This is a genomic window from Priestia sp. TGN 0903, assembly GCF_050846855.1.
In the GTDB taxonomy this organism is placed as follows: Bacteria; Bacillota; Bacilli; order Bacillales; family Bacillaceae_H; genus Priestia; species Priestia zanthoxyli.
Window position 1 is genome coordinate 62691 of the sequence record NZ_JBOZGL010000009.1, and the last position, 19395, is coordinate 82085.

The window sequence follows — 19395 nt, forward strand, 5'->3', positions numbered from 1 at the left end:
TTAGTATACAACTGGTGTTCCCACAATTAATTCCCTTTAAACAAAAAAACCTTTCTGATATTCTCAGAAAGGTTTTTTTCTTAGCCTAAAATTGCTTGAAGCAAGGCCTTTTGTACATGCATACGATTTCCAGCCTGCTGGAAAACAACCGAATTTGGTCCGTCAATAATGCTTGCTGTCACTTCTTCTTCACGATGCGCAGGCAAGCAGTGGAGAAATAAATAGTCTGACTTCGCATGGGCAGCTAGCTCTTCATTTACTTGATAAGGAGCAAATATTTTCAAGCGCTGCTGTGCTTCTTCTTCCTGTCCCATACTTGTCCACACGTCTGCATAAATAGCATCGGCATTTTTTACAGCCTCTACAGGATCTTTTGTAATCGTAACCTTCGCACCCGTTTTAGCAGCTACTTCATTAACATAAGCTGTTACAAAGTCTTTTGGCTCATATCCGTCAGGGCATCCAATTGAAATATCTATTCCCATTTTTGCACATGCAATCATTAAGGAATGCGCTACATTATTTCCGTCTCCAACATAAGCTACTTTTAGCCCATCAAATGATTTCTTGTGCTCGTAAATCGTTAATAAATCAGCTAGAGCCTGACAAGGATGATAATCATCTGTCAAACCATTAATAACGGGAATGGATGCGTAATCTGCAAGCTCTTCGATCTTGCTATGTTCAAACGTACGAATCATGATAGCATCGATGAATTCAGATAGTACGCGTGCTGTATCAGCAATCGTTTCTCCGCGTCCAATTTGTAAATCCTGGCTGCTTAAAAAGAGGGCGTTTCCTCCAAGCTGCATCATTCCCGCTTCAAATGAGACTCTTGTTCTTGTTGAAGATTTTTCAAAAATGAGCCCCAGCGTTTTTCCTTTTAACGATGTGACGATTTCACCATTTTTATGCTTTTCTTTCAGCTCAATGGCGCTTTCTAAAAGTGACATAATATCGTCTGATGATAAATCTTTAAGCGTAAGCAAATCTTTTCCCTTTAAATTCGTATTTACCGATACTGTACTCATGATACTGTCACTTCCTTTTTAGTTTTTTGAAACCATTCTTGCAGTGATGAAACGTGATATTCATCGACTTGGAACGATTGGAAAAATAGCGAAGCCGTTTCTGCCTCCGTCATAACCACTAAACCGTGTTTTAATGCTGACATACGGCTTTCTTTATCTTCAGGCTGTAAACTTACATATAATAAAGCTTCTTTCGTTTTTACCCATTCACTAACTTCTTTATCTTTAACAAGAGTTAATCCCGCGCTTTGCGCAAGTTCTTCAAGGCCCTGTGCTTCTCCGTTAATATACACTTCTGCAGCACCTTTTTTACTTAACACATACTGATGGAATACTTTTTTTGCTGCTTCTTCAATCGTTGAAGAAATCGCAATTCCTTCACCAGTTGACTTCATTTCTGGTCCAACAAGCGGATCAACTCCTGATAATTTACTTGTCGAAAACACTGGAAACTTAATAGTTGTATAAGCCGGATCCGGCAATAAACCTAGCTTCTCGCTAATTTCCGACAATGATTTCCCAAGCAATATTTGAGTTGATAGCGAAACAAGCGGCGTGTTGCACACTTTGCTTACTACAGGCACTGTACGGCTGGCACGCGGATTAACTTCCAGCATGTAGACTTCATCGTTGTAAATAACATATTGGATATTCATAATCCCTTTATATTGAAGTTTGTTTACAATTTTTTGAGCGTAGCTCACCATTTTTTCTTTATGTGCTGCTTCTACTGTTTTTGCTGGTAAAAGCGCATAGCTGTCTCCTGAATGAACGCCGGCTTTTTCAATATGTTCAACGATTGTCGGAATCAACACATCTTTTCCGTCTGCTACAACATCAATTTCTGCTTCTTTTCCAGGGAAGTAAGCATCAATAAGCATTGGGAAATGAGACGCTTTAATAGCTGGTAAACAAGCCTGCAGCTCCGTTTCATTTTGAATTGTCAGCATTCCTTTTCCGCCAATGACGTAAGAAGGACGAATAAGTAATGGGAATCCCATAGCTTTTGCTTTTTGTACAAGTTCTTGCTCATCTTTCGCCATTTCACCTGGGATATGCGGAATATCACAGTCGTCTAAGAGCTTATAAAACAGGTCGCGATCTTCAAGTGCATCAATAACATCATTTGTAATCCCTAGTAAATTGACGCCAGCTTCTTCTAGCCCTTTAACAAGCGAAATAGCCGTTTGACCTCCGTATTGAACAATTACATCCGTCACATTTTCAGCATCAAGAACGTTTAGCACATCTTCTACTGTTACAGGTTCAAAATATAAGCGGTCTGCTACTTCAAAATCCGTACTTACCGTTTCTGGATTGTTGTTAATTAAAATTGTTTCGTATCCTTCTTTTTCAAGAGCTAACACACCGTGTACAGAGCTGTAGTCGAATTCTACTCCTTGGCCGATACGAATCGGTCCAGAACCGATAATCGCAACTTTTTTATTCGTTGATGGTTCAATCTCACTCTCGCCATAATAACTAGAGTAGAAATAAGCCGTAGAGGATTCGAACTCCGCTGCACATGTATCTACCATTTTGTAGCTTGGCGTAATATGTAGTGCTTTACGTTTCGCTCTTACGTCAAGCTCTGGCACGTTCCATACGCTTGCTAGATACGCATCTGTAAAACCATGCTCCTTCACTTGCTTGAAGTGTTCAGCTGTAATGGAATCAAAACGTACTTCCTTCAAAGAGGCTTCCATTTTAATCAGCTGCGTAAAGTGTGTTAAATAGAAATAATCAATTTGCGTTACTTCATGGATATACTCAGGCGTTGTACCGCGACGTAAAAGCTCAAGGATAACAAAAATACGCTCATCGCTTTGTTCGCCAAGCTTGCTTTTTAATTCATCCGTTGAAAGTTCTTGCAGTTCTTCTACTTCCAATCCTTGTAAATCAATTTCTAAAGAAGACAGTGCCTTTTGGAAGCTACGTGTAAAGTTACGGTCAATAGCCATTACTTCTCCAGTTGCTTTCATTTGCGTGCCAAGCGTTCTCTCCGCGTAGAAAAACTTGTCAAACGGCCATCTTGGAAATTTCACTACTACATAGTCAAGAGCTGGTTCGAAGCTTGCATATGTGTCTCCTGTTACAGGATTTAATAACTCATGAAGCGTGTAGCCTACTGATAGTTTTGCAGCAATTTTAGCAATCGGATAGCCCGTTGCTTTTGATGCAAGAGCAGACGAACGGCTCACACGCGGATTTACTTCAATTAAATAGTACTGCTTGCTTTTTGGATCAAGCGCAAACTGAATGTTGCAACCTCCAATAATGCCAAGCGATGAAATAATTTTAACTGAAGCTGAACGAAGCATTTGATATTCCACGTCGGTTAACGTTTGAGAAGGAGCAACGACTACCGAATCTCCAGTATGAACACCCACGGGATCAATATTTTCCATGTTACAAATTGTAATGCACGTATTGTTCACGTCACGCATAACCTCGTACTCAACCTCTTTAAATCCAGCGATGCTTTTTTCAATTAAGCATTGAGTAATAGCACTTTCACGTAAACCTGACGCTGAAAGTTTTTCAAGTTCTTCCATAGAATGAGCAATTCCTCCGCCCGTTCCGCCTAACGTATAAGCAGGACGTACAATAACAGGAAAACCAATTTTCTCGGCAAAAGCTAATGCTTCTTCTACTTTTGTGACAACTTCACTTTCCGGCACCGGTTCATTTAGTTCATTCATTAGTGCACGGAACTCTTCACGGCTTTCACCTTTTTTGATTGATTCAATCGGTGTTCCTAAAAGTTTCACATCGTATTTTGGCAAAATATTTTGTTCATGAAGCTCAAGGGCTAAGTTTAAACCCGTCTGTCCGCCTAATGTAGCTAACAAACCATCCGGCTTTTCTTTTGCAATAATTTTCTCTACGCAGTCTACTGTTAATGGTTCAAAATAGATTCGATCTGCTACGTGAGTGTCCGTCATAATCGTAGCTGGATTATTATTGATTAAGATAACTTCATAACCTTCTTCTTTTAATGACAAGCATGCCTGAGTTCCTGAATAATCAAATTCTGCTGCTTGCCCAATTACGATTGGTCCGGATCCGATTACTAAAATCTTTTTTAATGTTTGGTCTTTAGGCATATACTTTTCCGCTCCCTACTTGCTGTACTTTCGTCATAAATTCATCAAAGATATACGTGCTGTCACTTGGTCCAGGATGTGCTTCTGGATGATATTGAACCGAAATAACAGGAAGGTCTTTATGCATTAAACCTTCAACCGATCCGTCATTCACATTTTTAAATCGAACGCTTAATGGCGTAGACGTAATCGTCTGTTCATCTACGACATAGCTATGGTTTTGAGACGTCATACACACTTTGTTAGTCGTTAAATCAATTACAGGCTGATTAGCTCCTCGGTGACCGAACGCCAGCTTTTTGGTTTCTGCCCCAAAAGCAAGCCCAATTAACTGATGTCCAAAGCAAATTCCCAAAGTTGGATACGCTGAAATAATTTCTTTTAATTCATCCAGCTGACTGCTTACTTGAGTTGGATCTCCAGGTCCGTTTGATAAGACAATGCCATCCGGCTGCAGCTCTTTTACTTTTGAAGAGCTTGTAGAATAAGGAACAACCGTTACTTTGCACTCTCGATTTAGCAGCTCTTGTAAAATTGATTTTTTATAGCCAAAGTCCATTAATACAACGTGTTTTTCACCGTTTCCGTAAGTAACAGGCTCTTTTGTTGACACTTCTTTTACTACATATCCATCGCATTCAGCAGTAAATGCTGGCGGCTCAGCAGATGCCGAAAAGGCAGATTGCATCGTACCTTCTTTTCGAATTCGTTTTACGACCGCTCTCGTATCCACATGTGTAATAAGCGGAATGTTCCATTTCTTTAAATATTGTTTGAAGCTGTACATCGCTTCGTAATGGAACCCTTCATCTGAACATTCGTATACGACAACGCCTGCTACGTGAGGCTTTTTGCTTTCATAATCTTTCTCATTGATACCATAGTTCCCAATCAAAGGGTACGTAAAGACGATAATTTGATCTTTGTAAGATGGATCAGTCACAACTTCTTGATAACCAGTCATTCCAGTAAAGAAAACAATTTCTCCTTCTGCCTGGTGCGTTGCTGTATGTTCAATGTGTCCGGCGAACGAATCGCCGTTTGCTAAGTGTAAATATCCGTTCATTGTGCATCCCTCTTCGAATAATTATTTATAAAACAGAATTTTTATACAAACATATTCAAAAAAATTTGTATTATGAAGTAATTTTTGTTTGGCTAAATGCTTCTTCAATGATATGAATCGCTTGGTCTAACTCTTCTTTTGTTACAGTTAAAGGCGGCAGCAATCGTACTACATGCGGTCCTGCTCCCAGTGCTAGCAATCCTTTTTCACGCATTGCTGCAAGCAATGCCGACTGATGTTCTCCGCATTCAATTCCAATCATAAAACCTTTTCCGCGAACATCTTTTACAAATGAATAATCTGCTACGCTATTTTTCAAAGCGTTGGTAAAATAAAGGCTTTTTTCTGCAACCTCTGCTAAAAATGCTTCGTTAAAAATAATGTTTAAAGTTGCTTTAGCTGAAGCTAATGCAATTGGATTTCCTCCAAAGGTTGTTCCGTGAGTACCAGGTCCAAACGCTTCTTTGAGATAGCCTTTTCCAATCATCGCACCAACCGGCATTCCGCTTCCTAACCCTTTAGCTGCTGTAATAATATCTGGTGACACATTAAAATGCTGATAGGCAAATGGTTTTCCTGTTCTGCCGATTCCAGTTTGCACTTCATCGACTATAAACAGTGCTTCGTGCTTTTTACACAGCTCTTGAATAGTTAATAAAAATGCTTCGGTTCCTGGAACAACTCCGCCTTCTCCTTGAATGACTTCAACCATAATTGCTGCTACGCTGTCGTCCATTTCCTGTTTTAATGCTTCTTCATCATTGTATGGCACGTAAACAAACTCATTAACAAGAGGACCGAAGCCATCATGAATTTTTGCCTGCCCTGTAGCTGTCATGGTAGCAAATGTACGTCCATGAAATGATTTTGTAAAGGTAATGATTTTATGTTTTTGCGTGTACTTGCGCGCTAATTTAATCGCCGCTTCGTTGGCTTCTGCACCGCTGTTACAGAAGAATACTGCATCACCGTTTGAATGTTCCACAAGCTTACCTGCTACATCTTCTTGAATCGATTGATGAAATAAATTTGACACGTGCCACACTTTATTTAACTGCTCTTCGATCGCTTTTTGAACATCAGGATGACGATGGCCTACGTTACAGACAGCGATACCTGAAATAAAATCTAAATACTCATTTCCTTTGTTATCTATTAATTTTGTTCCTTGCGCCTCTTCCACATGGATATCAAACCGTTGATATGTTGGAAACAATGAACTCATCGCTATCTTCTCCACCTTTTCCACTATATTTAATTGCTGTACCAATCAGCTTTCCTTCCTTATCTAAAAATCCATCAGTTCCGCTAATAATATGAACTTCTTCAAGTAAAGGAGATAACGCATTTACCGCTGATGTCACTTTTGGAATCATTCCGCCGTAAATTACTTTTTCTTCAATAAGTGCATCAATCTCTGACTTTGTAAGTTCAGGAAGCAATGCTCCATCCTTTAATACACCTTTTACATCCGTCACAAACATCAGCTTTTCAGCATTTACTGCTTGTGCAACGGCTCCGGCTGCCACGTCAGCATTAATATTATAGCTATTACCTTCTTCATCGGCTCCAATGGAAGAAATAACCGGAATGTACTGACTGTCAGTTAGTTGTTTTAATAATGTATCGTTTACGCCTTTTACTTCTCCAACGTAACCTAGACGTTCAACATCGATAGCCTCTGCTTTAAGCAAAGATCCATCAATTCCTGATAGTCCTACTGCTTTTAAGTTCGCTTTTTGTAGTTCTTTTACAAGATGCTTATTAACTTTGCCTGCTAATACCATCGTCACAACTTCTAATGCTTCTTTGGACGTTTTTCGAAGCCCATCTACAAATTCCGTTTCAATGTGAAGCTTGGTAAGCGTATCTTGAATATCAGGCCCGCCTCCGTGCACAACAATGATCTGATATCCACTCGCTTTTAACTGCTGAATACTTTCAAAAAAAGCGCTTGTTAACTGATTGATAATGCTGCCTCCGCATTTTACAACGACGATTTTTTCACTGCTCATTTCACTCTCTCCTTACGTTCGATAACTGGCGTTGATTTTCACATAATCGTAAGTCAAATCGCAGCCCCACGCCTTGCCAATTCCATTTCCCTGCTGCAAGTCAACATAGACTTCAACCGTATCATTTTCTAAATAAGCTTTTGCTTCTTCTTCACTAAATGAAACAGGCTGGCTGTTTTTTAGCATTTGGATATCACCTAACGAAACGTTCACTGCTTCTGGATTAAGCGCTACGCCGCTGTAGCCAACTGAACAAATAATTCGTCCCCAATTGGCATCGGCTCCATACATGGCCGTTTTCACTAAGTTCGAGCCTACAATTTGTTTAGCAATCACATTTGCCTCTTCGTTTGTATGAGCACCAGATACGTTTACTTCAATTAGTTTTGTTGCTCCTTCACCGTCGCGTGCAATTTGTTTGGCTAAATCTTCACACGTCAAGCGCAGTGCTTCATAAAATGACGTCCATTCAGGATGATCTGGTGTAAGCGACTGGTGATCAGCTTTTCCATTTGCTAAAACAACAACCATATCATTCGTAGACGTATCACCATCTACTGTAATTTGATTAAAGCTTTTATTTGTAATAGAACCCAGCGCATCTTGTAGTACTGAAGCTTCAACCTTAGCATCCGTTGTGATAAAGCTAAGCATCGTAGCCATATTCGGGTGAATCATACCTGATCCTTTCGCTGTGCCGCCAATCGTAACCGTTTTGCCGTCAATGGCTGTTTGATAGCAAGCTGACTTCATTACGGTATCTGTTGTTAAAATAGCCGTTTGAAATTCTTCTGCTTTTTCTTTGTTCGACGAAGGACTTAATAACCCAATGCCCTTGACGATTTTTTCCATATCTAGAAGCTCTCCAATTACCCCTGTAGAAGCTACCGCTACATGATGAGGTAGAATATTAAGCTTTTCTGCACATGTATTTCGCATTTGGTATGCATCTTTTAATCCTTGTTCTCCAGTACATGCATTTGCACATGCGCTGTTCACAACGATCGCTTGCAGCTTCTGCTCTACTGCTACACTTTCTTTTGTAACAGCTAAAGGCGCTGCTTGGAAAGCATTAAGCGTGTAAACAGCTGCGCAATTAGCTGGCACATCACTTACAATAACTCCTAAATCTTTTTTAGCATAACGTAAACCAGCGTGAACGCCATCTGCTGAAAAACCTAGCGGCGTTACAATTGTACCGTTCTCTATTTTCTTTATCTTTTCTTTCGTTTGTTTAACCGTAATCACTATACGTTCCCTCCTGCTTTTATCGTGATTAGTGATGCTGTGCTTTTATGGGAAGACAGGCAGTAGTCCAATACCCGTTTGCTGTTCAAATCCCATCATGATATTGGCATTTTGAATGGCCTGACCGGCTGCCCCTTTAACTAAGTTATCAATGACAGAAACAATCGTGACACGCTTTGTTCGTTCGTCAAATGCAATACCAATATCGCAATAATTTGATGCACTTACTTCTTTAGTAGACGGAAATTCACCAGCTTTTCGAACGCGAACGAATGGGGAGTTTTGATATGTATCTACATATAGCTGATGAAGCTCTTGTACTGAGCTCTCTTCAGAAAGTTCAGCGTATATCGTACTCATAATCCCTCGCGTCATTGGAACTAAGTGCGTACTGAACGTAACATGGCCAATTTCCTCATCCCACTTTTCTAAAATAGATTCAATTTCTGGGATATGCTGATGCTGATTAACTTTGTATATTTTCATATTTTCATTGATTTCAGCATAATGAGCCATTTGCGAAAGACCACGTCCTGCTCCTGAAATTCCGGACTTTGCATCAATGATAATAGAGTTTGATTTCACCATTTGTTTACTAACGAGAGGAGCTAGCCCAAGCAGTGTAGCTGTTGGATAACAACCCGGGTTCGCAACGAACGTACTGCTTTCAACTTCTTCTGCAAACCATTCCGCTAACCCATACACGGACTGTTGTAAAAACGCTTCGGCTGCAGCAGGCTTTTTGTACCACTTTTCATAAAGAGCTTCTGTTTTTAATCTAAAATCTCCAGATAGATCTACCACTTTTATTCCTTCTTCTATTAATTGAGGTACAAGTTTGCTAGAAACACCGGACGGAGTTGCTGTAAACACTAAGTCTAATTCTTTGGCCATGTTCTTAGGGTTTATATCTTGCAGTGTATATACAGTATTAGAAAGGTGAGGATAAACTTCTGCTAGTTCCATCCCATCCTGAGAGGATGAATAAACTGCATAAACATGAAAATGCGGGTGATTCGCTAACAAACGAATCAGTTCTACTCCTCCATACCCTGTTGCTCCAACAATTCCTACCTTGTATTCTTTCATTTTAAAACTCCTTTTTCCACGTATCTATTTGAATTATTTATCATTATAATACCGTATAAAAATAAAATCAAATGAATATTTAAAAAAACCAACACTTTATTCTATATTTTTAAACATTTTTATTTATTCATAAGTTTTTATTTTTATAACTATCTTTCTATTTTTGTTTAGAAATTGTTCACAGATAGTTTTGGAAAACACTGGTTGTTTTTGTGTATAATAAGAGTATCGATAAAAATCATCCGTATGACATTTCTTCATACGGCTAGTGGACGTACAGGATATACAGACTGTTCTAACTTAATAGATTAATAAGTAACAGTCGCAAAAATTTTGAGTAAAAGGTGATAACATGATGAACATCACAACGGATTCTTTTTCAAATGAGCTGCAGCAATTTTTTATGGACTTTGATCATAAAATTTCGTTTAAAAAAGGTGACTTTCTCTTTCAAGAAGGTTCACCTTCAACTCATTTATTTTTTATTACTTCTGGAGCTGTACAAGTAAGTAAAGTGACGCCGGAAGGACGCGAACTGACGCTTCAGCTGGCAAGTTCAGGAGACTTAATCGGGGAAGTTATGCTGTTTTGCGGATCTACTCCCCATATGCTTCAAGCAAAAGCCATTGAACCTTGTACAGCGATCAGCATTCAAAAACGGGTGTTAGAAAACGAACTAGCACAATACCCTGCTCTTTCCATGGAGTACATGAAGTGGATGGGACTTCAAATTAAGCGAATGCAGACAAAGTTTAGAGACTTAATTCTAAATGGAAAAAAAGGAGCTCTCTATTCTACTCTGATTCGCATGTCCAATAGTTTTGGGGTAATGAAGCCAAATGGTATTTTATTAAACGTAACGTTGACAAATCAAGAGATCGCTAATCTATGCGGGACATCCCGAGAAGTGGTCAATCGTATGCTCGCTGAGTTGCGAAAAAATGAAGTAATCTCAATGACAGATGGAAAAATTATCATTCATAAGCTCTCTTTTTTAAAGAAAGAAATAGACTGTGAAGACTGCCCTGTGGAATTGTGCAGAATTGAATAAGAAAAAAAGCCATCGTTGATGGCTTTTTTTCTTATTGAACACCTAATGCAATTTTAGCGTAGCGCGTCATGCGATCTTTATCCCATGGCGGGTTAAATGTGATATTCACTTCTACATTTTCTACTTCTTCAAGCGAAATTAATTGTTTTTTCACTTGTTCGCCAATCACACCCGCTAGCGGGCACCCAATAGAAGTTAACGTCATCGTCACGATAACCGTGTTGTTTTCTTCCATTTCCACCCCGTAAACTAAGCCTAAATTTACGATATCAACGCCAAGCTCTGGATCAATTACTTCTTCTAGTGATTCCATGATTTTATCTTCTAACTGTTTATCCATATTCATTCTCCTTTCTTTTACTTCCGTAATTATCTTCACGTATTAAATATACCCTTAAACAATTTATCGTAAGCAATCAATAACTATGTCTTACACCGTAACAAGACAACTTTTGCATGTCAATCGTTCTGCTTTGCTCATAAGGAAAAGTTGTGTAAAATATGGGAATACAAGCATGAATACTAGTAGAATTCAATATAATCGTATAACTACTTCAATTTAAAAGGAGCCCTATATGAGAAACGATCAACACTTAATCGCCTTAGATCTGGATGGAACATTGTTAACGAATGAAAAAACCATTTCACCTAAAACAAAACGGGTGTTAGAAAAAGCCAAACAAGACGGACATATTGTAATGATTGCAACTGGAAGACCTTATCGTTCCAGTGCTATGTATTACAGCGAATTAGATTTATCCACGCCTATCGTAAACTTTAACGGAGCGCTTGTCCATCATCCCCTTCAGCCTGATTTTGGCACGCATCACGAACCTTTAAATCGCCGAACTGTTCATGACATTGTGACAGCTATGCAAGACTATCGCATCAACAATATCATGGCAGAAGTACAAGATGATGTGTATCTTCATTTTGAAGATCGAAAATTAATGGATGTACTCAGCCTAGGGGATCCTAAATTACAAACGGGTGATTTGCGTCATACGCTGCAGCACGATCCAACGTCTATTTTAATTCACGCAGATGAAGAACATGTACAAGATATACGCTCTCACCTTTCAGATGTTCATGCAGAAGTACTAGAACATAGACGCTGGGGAGCACCTTGGCATGTCGTTGAAATTGTAAAAAAAGGACTTAATAAAGCTGTAGGTCTTGAGCGCGTAGCTAATCATTATCAAATTCCTCGCGAACGAATTATTGCATTTGGAGATGAAGACAATGATTTTGAAATGATTAAATTTGCAGGACACGGTATCGCCATGGAAAATGGTATTAGCGAATTAAAGCAGCTAGCGCGTGAAGTAACAAAATCGAATGAAAATGATGGTATTGCTTATTATTTGGAAAAAACGTTAAATTTATAACTTAGCTTTTTTTGAAAAGCAAGGTAAATTTTTATCGCTATCATTTTTTTTATTTAGCACACACTATAACCGACACTTCTTAAGGTGTCGGTTTTATTTATATTACGAGGAGGAATTTATGATGGGCAGAGGCAATCGATCAAAACGTTTTGTGAAACAAGGTGCAGACGCAGTTCAAAAACATGATGAACGAATTCCTTATCATATGACTATGGCGGAGGCAGAAGCATTTCAAGCTCACCAGCGCCAAACTCCTCATGGAGGACAGTAACTTATGAAAAATTCACTTTTTGGTCAAGTAAAAGATGCGATTCGAAACGCAGTATCCGGCCATTCAGAAGATCAGCTTCATCGTCAAAAGCACGGCAACGGTGAACTTGATATTTCAGAAGGCGTATTAAATAGTATTGCTTCTAACGCTTCTCCTGAGGAGCAAGAGCAGCTGAAGCAATTCCAAAACTCATTGCATCAAGCGTATGATACAGATGGAGAATCACATGGGCGCGAGAAAAGTGCAGACATTACGTCCGATACGCTGTCTCATATCGTTCAGAATGCTTCTTCCGAAGAGAAGGCACAGCTTGAACAGCTTCAAAGCACTTTAGAAGGCGGTCAGTCTCACGCTCACGGTGAAGCTCACACGTCCAGTGAAAGCGTGGCAGCTGATATATTATCTCATGCACAGCAAAATGCTTCTCCTGAAGAAAAAAGCCAGCTTAAACAGCTTCAAAGCACTTTAGAGGGCGGTCAGTCTCACGCTCACGGTGAAGCTCACACGTCTAGTGAAAACGTAGCAGCTGATATGCTGTCTCATGCACAGCAAAGCGCTTCTCCTGAAGAACAAGCTCAGCTTCAACAGCTTCAGAATACATTGGGAGCTGCTGGTCAAAATCATCAAACGTCTCAGGCTCATACGTCTGCAGCTTCTGATGAAAACATTGCAGCTGATATGCTGTCTCATGCACAGCAAAATGCTTCTCCTGAAGAACAAGCTCAGCTTCAAGAACTTTCTAATGACTTAAAAGGCACACATTAATAAAAAAGAGTCCAGGTAATGAATACCTGGACTCTTTTTAATCTTTGCGAAACAAACCAAAGATTCCCGTTGTTTGAACGATATTAGTAAATGCCTTAGGATCCACCTCTTTAATTACTCGTTCCAAGTCAAATAATTCATACCTAGTTAAAACAATCATTAGCATTTCTTTATCTTCGTTTGTGAAGCCTCCTTTAGCCGGTACCGCCGTAATCCCTCGCACGAGTTTGGCATGAATCGCCTTTCTTAGCTCCACTCCTTTTTTTGTTACGATCATTGCTGTAAGTTTGACATGACGCGTATGAATAACATCAATGACGCGAGTGGTCGTATAAAGCGTCACAAGCGTATAGAGTGACTTCTCAGCACCATATAAAAGACCTGCTAGCACGATAATAATTGCATTTAATATGAACATATAAGTGCCAATTGGTCGGTCTTTTACTCGAGACAAAATCAGGGCAATAATATCGAGCCCACCAGTTGAAGCTCCAAATTTCAATGTAATTCCTACCCCTACCGCTAAAATAACCCCTCCAAAAACTGCGTTAAGGATGATGTCTTTAGAAAGTGCTTGAATAGGAATAATTCCAAGAAACAAAGTTGTTGCAGCAACGCTGATAAAACTGTAAACAGTAAATGACTTCCCCACTTTTTTCCACCCTAAAATAGTTACAGGAATATTTAACAACAACAGCAGCACTCCAGTGGAAATAGTAAAAGGAGTGTAATCTGTCACGATACTCGAAACAAGCTGTGCTACTCCCGTAAAGCCGCTCGAATATACATTAGCAGGTATCAAAAACAAGTTGAGCGCAAGCGCATTCAATAATGCTCCTACTAAGACGACTATCGCTTTTTTTGTTTCAAGCCACATATTCAAATGACCGACCTCCGCTTTTTAACACTTCTTACTTCCTTATACCCATTTATAAAATGAATAAAGTCAGCATCTTTAAAATAGTTAGTACATATAGTATGTACGATTTGGCAGAATTAAAAAAACTTATTCAAAAATTGTATTTTCCTCAAAGTGCTTATACACTAATACTATGTCGTATATAACGCTTTTCAATGTTTATACATCAAACTCATTTCATATTTTATAAATGCAATTAGGAAGGTGACATTTATGTCAATTAAACTTTTAACCGATAGTGCAAGCGATTTGCCTTTATCCTTTTTTCAAGAAAATAACGTTGGCTTTTTACCGCTTCGCGTAAGCTTGGATAATCAAGAATTTTTAGATCTACAAACGATTGAACCAGCTTCTGTCTACGAAGCCATCCGTAAAGGCAAAATGCCAAAAACATCTCAAGCGGCTCCAACTACTATGTATGAAGTCTTTGACAACATAGCTAAATCAGGTGATTCGTGTATTTATTTAGCTTTTTCTTCAGAATTATCCGGTACATATCAAACAGCAATGATGATTCGAGAAGAACTCCTAGAAAAGTATCCCGATTTCCAATTAGAAATAATCGATACGAAATGTGCATCTCTTGGCCAGGGAGTAGTTACTTATTATGCAGCACAATTATTACACCAAAACCTCTCGCTAGTAGAAATGACAGAAAAAATAAAGCAATACGCTCTGCATATGGAGCATATTTTTACGGTTGATGACTTGGATTTTCTTGCTCAAGGAGGCCGCGTGAGCAAAGCTTCTGCTTTTGTAGGAGGTCTGCTTAATATTAAGCCGCTGCTTCATGTGGAAGATGGAAAATTGATTCCAATCGAAAAAATCCGCGGCCGTAAAAAAGTATTTAAACGCATGCTTGACGTGATGGAAGAGCGAGGAAAAAATCTCTCTTCTCAAACCATTGGAATTAGCCATGGAGATGATTTAGAAACAGCTCTTCAGCTGAAAGAGATGATTCAAGAACGTTTTGGCACCAAACATTTTATTATTAATATTATTGGTGCAGCCATAGGTTCTCATTCTGGCCCAGGGACAATTGCAGTCTTCTTTTTGAACGAAACCATCGAATAATTTAAAGAGGTCAGGGCATTCTAAAGGTACGATCAAAAAGGGGTGTATCACAATGCCAAAAACGAGCGATAACGATAAAAAAGCAAAAGATAATAACGCAAAGCTTCACGAAAAGAATCTGCAAGCTAAGCATAACCGTGAGCTTGGAAAACATTCATTTTCTAAAAAAACTGATCACTTATAAAAAGAAGCCGCTGAGTTTTCAGCGGCTTCTCCTTTTAGTTTTCTTCTTTTTTAAAATATGTCCATCCTTCTTCTTGATAAACTTTTCCTTCTTTCATCAGTTTACCAAGCGCACGTTTGAACGCAGCTTTACTCATATTAAAGCGCTCACGAATATCTTCTGGATAGCTTTTATCCCAAAATGGCATAACGCCACCGCGGCTTTCCATGTAATCGTATAGTACTTGTGCATCTTCATCCATGCTTTCTTGTTTGCGCGGAAGAAGCGATACGTTTAGCGTTCCGTCTTCTTTTACATTAATGACGCGGCCAGTTACATGCGTACCAAGCTTCGGTTCTTTACGTCTTTCGCTTTCGTGAATAAATCCAACATATCCTTCATCTGTCATAATAAATGAACCTACGCGCAGGACACGGTAGATATATCCGCTCACTTCACGATTAAAAAGTTCAGGTGGAGCATCTAATGCCATTGCTTTCATCACATCGTCTGTAGCAATTTTCCCGTACATTTTACCGCGCTTTGAAATCTTCATCGTACAATAAACTTTGTTTCCAACTTCTGGCCACAGCTCTTCTAACGCAGGTAAGTCTGTTGAACCAATTAACATATCTTTGTTCATGCCGATATTTACAAACACGCCTAAACCCGGATTAACATCTACGACTTCAACCCACTCATAGACACCTTCTTCAACAAGAGGTAAGTGCATCGTTGCCGTTAAGCGGTCGTGCTGATCAAGGTATAAAAAAACTTCTACTTCTTCCCCTTCAGCAAGTTCTCTTGTTGTTTCATTTTTATGTAGCAAAATTTCTCCTTCACCTTCTGCTAACATATAACCAATCGGCGTTTCCCGGTTTACTGTTAAATACGCTTTCATCCCAGCTTCTACATTCATCGTTCTATCCATCCTTTATATAAATTAGTAGTGATTGTTCCTTCACCACATACCTTCTCACTTTGCATCAAACAGCATTTCAAATTTCAAATCAACTAAAATGCATGCATTGTTTAAAAAAGCTGCTTCTATAGCTTACAACAAAAAGCATAACTTGTATTGTATCAATTACCGGCTCTCTATTCAATATCAGTTGTATACAGTTTGTGTTTTATTTATAATAAAAGAACAAACTCTTTACATATGGAGGTTATTATGGCTAAAGATAGTTCATTTGACGTCGTGTCACAAGTTGATTTATCAGAGGTAACAAACGGCATTACCATGGCAACAAAGGAAATTAAAACCCGCTATGATTTTAAAGGCAGTAAAAGCGAAATCTCGCTCGAAAACGAAGAGCTTGTTCTTATTTCTGATGATGAATTTAAGCTTGAACAGTTAAAAGACGTACTGATTTCTAAGCTCATCAAACGCGGCGTACCTACACGCAATATCTCCTACGGTAAAATTGAAAATGCTTCTGGAGGAACGGTTAGACAGCGCGCTAAGTTAATTCAAGGTATCGACAAAGACAACGCTAAAAAGCTAAATACAATTATTAAAAATACCGGTTTAAAAGTAAAAAGCCAAATTCAAGATGATCAGCTTCGCGTAAGCGGTAAAAATCGTGATGACCTGCAGCAAATTATTTCAGCTATTCGCAGCGCTGATTTACCTATTGACGTACAATTTATTAATTACCGCTAAAAATGGATGCCCCCGGCATTCATTTTTTCTTTTAAAGCCTTTTTTATCCGTTTAGGCTTATCCCTATGCATAGATACACTCTCTTAACAAATACTAGTATACGCTTACATACTCATATTAATTAAGGAGTGTATACTAATGAATCAAAATCAAAAACAAAACTTCCCTCCTCAGCATCAGCAAACTCAGCCAGGTATTGAGAAAGATATGCATCCAGTCCCTACCTCTATCGCTCCAGACTATAAGGCAAGCGGAAAATTACAGAATAAAGTAGCCGTTATCACCGGAGGAGACAGCGGAATTGGACGTTCTGTCGCTTATCATTACGCGAAAGAAGGCGCAAATGTTGCCGTAACCTATCTGAATGAACATGATGATGCAAATGAAACTAAAAAACAAGTTGAACGAATGGGGGCTTCTTGTTTGTTGCTTGCTGGTGACATAGGAGATGAACATTTTTGTCAAGAAGTCATCTCAAAGGCCATTCAGACTTTCGGAAAAATAGACATCTTAGTCAATAATGCAGCTGAACAGCACCCTCAAAAAAGTATTACGGATATCACGACTGAACAGCTTACCCGTACGTTTCAAACGAATATTTTTTCAATTTTCCATTTGACCAAAGCTGCATTGCCTCATTTAAAACAAGGAAGCGCTATTATTAATACAACGTCTGTGACAGCCTATCATGGGCATGACCAGCTGATTGACTACTCTTCAACCAAGGGTGCTATCGTGGCTTTCACACGTTCTTTGTCAGCTTCGCTCGCAACAAAAGGCATTCGTGTAAACGGCGTAGCTCCAGGACCCATCTGGACACCTCTTATTCCGTCTACGTTCGACGAACAGCAAGTTGCAACATTTGGGTCTAACACACCTATGAAACGAGCAGGACAGCCTTCTGAGCTCGGAGCGGCCTATGTATATTTGGCAAGCTCTGATTCTTCTTATATGTCCGGGCAAGTCCTTCACATTAATGGAGGATCCATTGTAAACGGATAACATTTCTCTTCGGTCATTCATTTATTTTTCTATGGAAACACTATCAGAATTCAGCTATTTTTGTTTAAATAGAGATATGAACACCGCTAAAGGAGAGTATTTGAATGACCGATACATTAAGCACTCTTAAACATATATATGAAACCATTTTAAATAAAGTCGATGCCGGTATCCATGCGGTCGATGAAACAGGAAAAACCATTATTTACAATGAAAAGATGACAAAGATGGAGCTGATGGATGAACAAGACGTTTTACATAAAAACTTGTTAGATGTGTTTATGTTCAAAGAAAATCAGCAAAGCACGCTTGTACAGGCGCTGCAAAAAGGAAAAGAAACGGTTAACGTCAAACAAACGTATTTCAACAATCAAGGACAAGAAATCACGACGATTAATAATACCTTCCCTATTTTAAAAAACGGTGTCATTCAAGGAGCGGTTGAAATTGCTCAAGACGTGACGAAACTAGAGCGTCTAATCCGGCAAAACATTAGGCAAAAAGGAAACACACGCTTTACGTTTGATAGCATCATCGGAAGCAGTCAAGCCGTTCACGATGTTATTGAAGACGCTAAGCGCGCCACTAGAACTCCTTCTTATGTCTTAATTATTGGAGAAACAGGCACGGGGAAAGAACTGTTTGCCCAAAGCATACATAATGGCAGCAGCCGCTCTTCCGCTCCTTTTATTTCACAAAACTGCGCTGCGCTACCGGATAATTTAATTGAAAGCCTTTTGTTCGGTACGAAACGCGGAGCTTTTACAGGTGCAATGGATAATCCTGGTCTTTTCGAACAAGCGCAAGGAGGCACATTACTGCTAGATGAAATCAACTCGTTGAATCCAAATCTGCAGGCTAAGCTTCTTCGAGTACTGCAAGAAAAAACCGTACGAAGAATTGGGGATACAGTAGACAAAACGGTGAACGTTCGAGTCATCGCGAACATGAATGAAGACCCAATCGATGCGATTGCAGAAAATCGATTACGTAAAGACTTATATTATCGACTTGGCGTCGTGACGCTTTTTATTCCTCCTCTTCGTGAACGAAAAGAAGATATTATTGAATTAACAAAGTTTTTCATCAAAAAATACAATGATTTGTTTCAGATGAATGTAAAAACCGTAGATCACCAAGTCATGTCTTCTTTTCTCTCTTATGACTGGCCAGGAAACGTACGGGAATTAGAACACATTATTGAAGGTGCAATGAACTTGGTGATGGATGAAGATGTTATTCACTATTCTCACCTTCCTTTTCAATACAGAACAAAGTTCCAGCTAAAGCAGCATGAACATTTTGAAGATAAAACAAGCGGTGAAGCACCCTCTTATCCAAGCGCTTTTCACCCTTCTCTTCCTTTAAAGGAACAGCTGTTAGCGTTTGAAGCAGAATGTATTAAACAAACGCTTGAACAACACAACCACAACATCTCAAAAAGTGCTAAGATACTAGGGCTGACTAGACAAAGCTTGCAGTATCGTATGAAACGATTAGACATCCGCTCTAAATAAAAAAGAAGTGCACGGTGCACTTC

General features: G+C 39.1%; 19 protein-coding genes. 9 read left to right on the top strand and 10 right to left on the bottom strand.

Going from position 1 to position 19395, the window contains the following annotated elements; all coding sequences use genetic code 11:
* Window positions 1–80 precede the first annotated feature (80 nt).
* From argF to argC, 7 genes are all read right to left on the bottom strand, one after another.
* On the bottom strand, window positions 81–1031 hold the full coding sequence (argF, locus tag ACRPLY_RS23295) for an ornithine carbamoyltransferase (RefSeq protein WP_028412383.1): 951 nt from the start codon (window positions 1029–1031) through the stop codon (window positions 81–83).
* Complete coding sequence (locus tag ACRPLY_RS23300) at window positions 1028–4138, bottom strand: carbamoyl phosphate synthase large subunit (RefSeq protein WP_367077535.1); 3111 nt, start codon at window positions 4136–4138, stop codon at window positions 1028–1030. Before ACRPLY_RS23300 ends, argF begins: the two co-directional genes overlap by 4 nt.
* Window positions 4131–5204, bottom strand: coding sequence for a carbamoyl phosphate synthase small subunit (locus tag ACRPLY_RS23305; RefSeq protein ID WP_028412385.1), 1074 nt, complete (start codon window positions 5202–5204; stop codon window positions 4131–4133). Before ACRPLY_RS23305 ends, ACRPLY_RS23300 begins: the two co-directional genes overlap by 8 nt.
* Before the next feature lie 70 nt (window positions 5205–5274).
* Window positions 5275–6429: an acetylornithine transaminase gene (locus ACRPLY_RS23310; protein WP_028412386.1), complete on the bottom strand. Its 1155-nt coding sequence runs from the start codon at window positions 6427–6429 to the stop codon at window positions 5275–5277.
* The gene (argB, locus tag ACRPLY_RS23315) at window positions 6395–7219 is read right to left on the bottom strand and encodes an acetylglutamate kinase (RefSeq protein ID WP_033578035.1); all 825 of its coding nucleotides are present in this window, start codon (window positions 7217–7219) and stop codon (window positions 6395–6397) included. Before argB ends, ACRPLY_RS23310 begins: the two co-directional genes overlap by 35 nt.
* A 12-nt stretch (window positions 7220–7231) precedes the next feature.
* Window positions 7232–8467 carry a bifunctional ornithine acetyltransferase/N-acetylglutamate synthase gene (gene argJ, locus ACRPLY_RS23320; RefSeq protein ID WP_033578034.1) on the bottom strand — a complete coding sequence of 412 codons (1236 nt, stop codon included), beginning with the start codon at window positions 8465–8467 and terminating at the stop codon, window positions 7232–7234.
* Between the two features lie 45 nt (window positions 8468–8512).
* A complete protein-coding gene (argC, locus tag ACRPLY_RS23325) occupies window positions 8513–9556 on the bottom strand; it encodes an N-acetyl-gamma-glutamyl-phosphate reductase (protein WP_033578033.1) in 1044 nt (347 codons plus the stop codon).
* A 352-nt stretch (window positions 9557–9908) separates the two neighbouring features.
* Here argC and ACRPLY_RS23330 point away from each other — a divergent pair, with 352 nt between their 5' ends.
* Window positions 9909–10607 carry a Crp/Fnr family transcriptional regulator gene (locus tag ACRPLY_RS23330; RefSeq protein ID WP_033578032.1) on the top strand — a complete coding sequence of 233 codons (699 nt, stop codon included), beginning with the start codon at window positions 9909–9911 and terminating at the stop codon, window positions 10605–10607.
* Window positions 10608–10638: 31 nt separating this feature from the next.
* On the opposite strand, the gene ACRPLY_RS23335 is transcribed toward ACRPLY_RS23330, so the two are convergent.
* The gene (locus ACRPLY_RS23335; protein ID WP_013055384.1) at window positions 10639–10947 is read right to left on the bottom strand and encodes a metal-sulfur cluster assembly factor; all 309 of its coding nucleotides are present in this window, start codon (window positions 10945–10947) and stop codon (window positions 10639–10641) included.
* Window positions 10948–11182: 235 nt separating this feature from the next.
* Here ACRPLY_RS23335 and ACRPLY_RS23340 point away from each other — a divergent pair, with 235 nt between their 5' ends.
* The 3 genes from ACRPLY_RS23340 to ACRPLY_RS23350 all read left to right on the top strand — a co-directional run bounded on the left by ACRPLY_RS23340 (window position 11183) and on the right by ACRPLY_RS23350 (window position 13031).
* On the top strand, window positions 11183–11995 hold the full coding sequence (locus tag ACRPLY_RS23340) for a Cof-type HAD-IIB family hydrolase (protein ID WP_028412391.1): 813 nt from the start codon (window positions 11183–11185) through the stop codon (window positions 11993–11995).
* A gap of 121 nt (window positions 11996–12116) precedes the next feature.
* Window positions 12117–12266 carry a hypothetical protein gene (locus tag ACRPLY_RS23345; RefSeq protein WP_162200718.1) on the top strand — a complete coding sequence of 50 codons (150 nt, stop codon included), beginning with the start codon at window positions 12117–12119 and terminating at the stop codon, window positions 12264–12266.
* 3 nt (window positions 12267–12269) lie between these two features.
* Window positions 12270–13031, top strand: a complete 762-nt coding sequence (locus tag ACRPLY_RS23350; RefSeq protein WP_367077537.1) for a DUF3813 family protein — start codon at window positions 12270–12272, stop codon at window positions 13029–13031.
* A gap of 37 nt (window positions 13032–13068) precedes the next feature.
* Here the strand turns inward: ACRPLY_RS23350 and ACRPLY_RS23355 are convergent, their stop codons facing one another.
* Window positions 13069–13908 (bottom strand): YitT family protein, encoded by an 840-nt coding sequence (locus ACRPLY_RS23355; protein WP_025749916.1) that lies wholly within the window; start codon window positions 13906–13908, stop codon window positions 13069–13071.
* Window positions 13909–14163: 255 nt separating this feature from the next.
* Between ACRPLY_RS23355 and ACRPLY_RS23360 the strand changes: the two genes are divergently transcribed.
* On the top strand, window positions 14164–15024 hold the full coding sequence (locus tag ACRPLY_RS23360; RefSeq protein WP_154973607.1) for a DegV family protein: 861 nt from the start codon (window positions 14164–14166) through the stop codon (window positions 15022–15024).
* Between the two features lie 52 nt (window positions 15025–15076).
* Window positions 15077–15208 (top strand): DUF3941 domain-containing protein, encoded by a 132-nt coding sequence (locus tag ACRPLY_RS23365; RefSeq protein ID WP_013055378.1) that lies wholly within the window; start codon window positions 15077–15079, stop codon window positions 15206–15208.
* A gap of 34 nt (window positions 15209–15242) precedes the next feature.
* Here ACRPLY_RS23365 and ACRPLY_RS23370 read toward each other — a convergent pair whose 3' ends face one another.
* Window positions 15243–16106 (bottom strand): CvfB family protein, encoded by an 864-nt coding sequence (locus tag ACRPLY_RS23370; protein WP_432232125.1) that lies wholly within the window; start codon window positions 16104–16106, stop codon window positions 15243–15245.
* Between the two features lie 255 nt (window positions 16107–16361).
* Between ACRPLY_RS23370 and ACRPLY_RS23375 the strand changes: the two genes are divergently transcribed.
* From ACRPLY_RS23375 to ACRPLY_RS23385, 3 genes are all read left to right on the top strand, one after another.
* The gene (locus tag ACRPLY_RS23375) at window positions 16362–16853 is read left to right on the top strand and encodes a YajQ family cyclic di-GMP-binding protein (protein WP_014461618.1); all 492 of its coding nucleotides are present in this window, start codon (window positions 16362–16364) and stop codon (window positions 16851–16853) included.
* A 138-nt stretch (window positions 16854–16991) separates the two neighbouring features.
* The gene (locus ACRPLY_RS23380; protein WP_367077539.1) at window positions 16992–17855 is read left to right on the top strand and encodes an SDR family oxidoreductase; all 864 of its coding nucleotides are present in this window, start codon (window positions 16992–16994) and stop codon (window positions 17853–17855) included.
* A gap of 104 nt (window positions 17856–17959) precedes the next feature.
* On the top strand, window positions 17960–19372 hold the full coding sequence (locus ACRPLY_RS23385) for a sigma-54 interaction domain-containing protein (RefSeq protein WP_432232126.1): 1413 nt from the start codon (window positions 17960–17962) through the stop codon (window positions 19370–19372).
* The last annotated feature ends 23 nt before the right edge of the window (window positions 19373–19395 follow it).